2 protein-coding genes are annotated in these 3105 nt (G+C 69.4%); both read left to right on the top strand.

Features of this window, described 5'->3' with window-relative positions; translation table 11 throughout:
* The first annotated feature begins 115 nt into the window (after positions 1-115).
* Complete coding sequence (gene cofG / locus CJZ98_RS17420) at positions 116-1096, top strand: 7,8-didemethyl-8-hydroxy-5-deazariboflavin synthase subunit CofG (protein WP_094592369.1); 981 nt, start codon at positions 116-118, stop codon at positions 1094-1096.
* Positions 1097-1167: 71 nt separating this feature from the next.
* A complete protein-coding gene (locus CJZ98_RS17415; protein ID WP_232756588.1) occupies positions 1168-2754 on the top strand; it encodes a photosystem II high light acclimation radical SAM protein in 1587 nt (528 codons plus the stop codon).
* Positions 2755-3105: the final 351 nt, after the last annotated feature.

Here is a 3105-nt window from a genome sequence, read left to right as displayed (position 1 = left end):
CCAGGAGCGGTAAGTAGGGCGGGAAACCGGCTCGGAAGCCCGGGGCCGACCGCCTGCTGCACTGTAACGGAAGATTGCGCGTTCTGTGAAGAGGGATGTCCTCGGCCTGCGTTCCATGAAGTCGGATTCGTTCCGGGCCAGGCCCTTCGGCCGCTGCGTCACCTGGAGTCCGAGCCTCACGCTCGTGCCCACCAACGGCTGCTTCAACGCCTGCAGCTACTGCAGTTTCCGTCGGATTCCCGGCCAGGAGCAGGTGCTCGAGCCCGCCGCCGCCGCCGCCGGGCTGGCCGCCCGGCCGGAGGCCCTGGAGGTGCTGCTGCTCAGTGGCGAGGTCCATCCGGCCTCTCAGGAACGGCCGGCCTGGTTCGCCCGCCTGCTGGCGCTGAGTCGCCTGGCCCTGGCCTCGGGCCGGCTGCCCCACACCAATGCGGGTCCGCTCTCCCTGCGGGAGATGGCGGCCCTGGGCCGGCTCAACCCCTCCCTGGGCCTGATGCTCGAGGGCTTCGGCCCCGCCTACGACGCCCTGCACGCCCACGCCCCCAGCAAGCGCCTCTCCGTGCGGCTCGGCCAGCTGGAGCAGGCGGGCCGCCTCGGCATCCCCTTCACCACCGGTCTGCTGCTGGGGGTGGGGGAGCGGCGCTCCGAGCGGCTGGAGGCCCTGGAGTGGCTGGCGGCGCTGCAGCGGCGCTGGGGTCACATCCAGGAGGTGATCCTGCAGCCCTGGCGACCCGACGGGGAGCAGGCCACGCCGCTCAGCCCCGGGGAGCAAGCCGATCTGCTGGGGCTGATCAGCGACGCCCGCGCGATCCTGCCGCCCGAGGTGCACCTGCAGACGCCCCCCAATCTCTGGCCGCTGTCCGCCCTGCCCGCCGCCCTCGCCGCCGGCATCGACGACCTGGGCGGTATCGACACGGGCGATGTGATCAACCCGGCCTACCCCCAGCCCAGCTCGCAGGCGTTGTCGGCCGTATTGGCTGAGGCCGGCTGGCAGCTCACACCGCGGCTGTGTGTGCATCGGGGCTGGTGGTCCTGGCTGCCGCGGCCCCTGGCGGGGCAGGCCCGGGTGCTGGCCTCCCGGCTGGCGGCTGTGGGCTGACCACACCAGGCCCGACCGCACGCCGCCCGGCCCCGCTTGTTAGCGTCCAACCCTGCGACAGGCGCTTCCGCGTGAGCCAACCCGCCCCGGCGGACCAGCGGGTGCTGCTGGTGCGCCTCCCCTGCAATCCCATCTTCCCGGTCGGCCCCGTCTACCTGGCCGACCACATCCACAAGCAGTTCCCGGCGATTCCGCAGCGGATCCTTGATCTGGCGGCCCTGCCCGTGCTCGATGTGGAGCGGGTGCTGCTGCGCACCGTGGAGCAGTTCCGGCCCACGCTGCTGGTGTTCTCCTGGCGCGACATCCAGATCTACGCGCCGGTGGACGGACGCGGCGGCAATCCGCTGCAGAACTCCTTTGAGGTGTTCTATGCCGCCAATCCGCTCAGGCGCCTGCGCGGCGCCCTCGGCGGCCTGGGACTGATGGCATCGTTCTATGGCGAGCTGTGGCGCAACCTGCGCCTGGTGCGCCGGGGTCTGCGGCGGGCGCGGCGCTACCACCCCCAGGCCACGGCGGTGCTGGGTGGCGGTGCAGTGAGCGTGTTCTACGAGCAGCTCGGTCGCCAGCTGCCGAAGGGCACGGTGGTGTCGGTGGGGGAAGGGGAGCCGCTGCTGGAGAAGCTGATCCGAGGGGAAGGCCTGGCGGGTGAGCGCTGCTTTGTGGCAGGTGAGGAGCCTCGGCCCGGGCTGATCCACGAGCAGCCGGCGGGGATGGAGAAAACCGCCTGCAACTATGCCTATATCGCTGAGATCTGGCCCCAGCTCGACTGGTATCTGGAGGGGGGCGACTTCTACGTGGGCGTGCAGACCAAGCGCGGCTGTCCCCACAACTGCTGCTACTGCGTCTACACCGTGGTGGAGGGCAAGGCTGTGCGGGTGAACCCGGTGCACGAGGTGATCGCTGAGATGCGCCAGCTCTACGCGCGGGGCGTGCGTGGCTTCTGGTTCACCGATGCCCAGTTCATCCCGGCCCGCCGCTACATCGGGGATGCCAAAGAGCTGCTACGGGCAATCCAGGCCGAAGGCTGGAACGACATCCGCTGGGCGGCCTACATCCGCGCCGACAACCTCGATGCCGAGCTGGCCGAGCTGATGGTGGCCACCGGCATGGACTACTTCGAGATCGGCATCACCTCCGGCTCCCAGGAGCTCGTGCGCAAGATGCGCATGGGCTACAACCTGCGCACCGTGCTGGAGAGCTGCCGAATGCTGGCGCGGGCCGGCTTCCGCGAGCATGTGTCGGTGAACTACTCGTTCAACGTGATCGACGAGCGGCCCGAGACGATCCGCCAGACCATTGCCTACCACCGCGAGCTGGAGCGGATCTTCGGGGTCGACAAGGTGGAGCCGGCGATCTTCTTCATCGGTCTGCAGCCCCACACCCACCTGGAGCAGTACGGCTTTGATCAGGGGCTGATCCAGCCCGGTTACAACCCGATGAGCATGCTGCCCTGGACCGCCCGCCAGCTGCTCTGGAACCCCGAACCCATGGGCAGCACCTTCGGCCGGATCTGCCTGGAGGCGTTCGAGACCAACCCCGCCGATTTCGGCCGCACCGTGATGGCTCTGCTGGAGCGTGACTACGGCGTGGCGCCCCTGGAGCAGGCCCTGCACGCGCCGGTGCAGGGGCGGAAAGCACTGGCCACGGCGGTGCGCTGAAGCGATGCCAGGAGCTGGGGCCGCCAGAGGCCTCGTCAGGAATCGGAAAGACCTACCCCTAGGAGGCTGCTGAAATAGCCGCCAACCCGAGCCCATCTATGACGGATTGGGCTGCGTGGGCTTGCTCCAGTCCCCCTCGCAAGGCTGGTCGCCGCATCGGGAGGTGATCGTTGCCGCCCGTACAGATACCCAGCCGGCTGACCACTTCTGAGTGCCCGGCTCCGTGTGGTTCATGCCAACGCCTCCCGTGGAGCGAGCAGGTTGGCCAGGCGGATCAGGTTGTAGGCCACCACATGCAACCGGAACACCGCTCCGACCCGGGTGCGGCCTCTGGCCTTGAGCTGCCGCAAC

The sequence above is a fragment of the Vulcanococcus limneticus LL genome (assembly GCF_002252705.1).
Lineage (GTDB): Bacteria > Cyanobacteriota > Cyanobacteriia > PCC-6307 > Cyanobiaceae > Vulcanococcus > Vulcanococcus limneticus.
Note: the sequence above shows the minus strand (reverse complement) of the source record. Positions and strands in the feature narration are given on the sequence as shown.

Bases quoted from the DNA above. Each gene is read 5' to 3' on its own strand.
- cofG (WP_094592369.1), top strand. From the start codon at position 116: ATGAAGTCGGATTCGTTCCGGGCCAGGCCCTTCGGCCGCTGCGTCACC.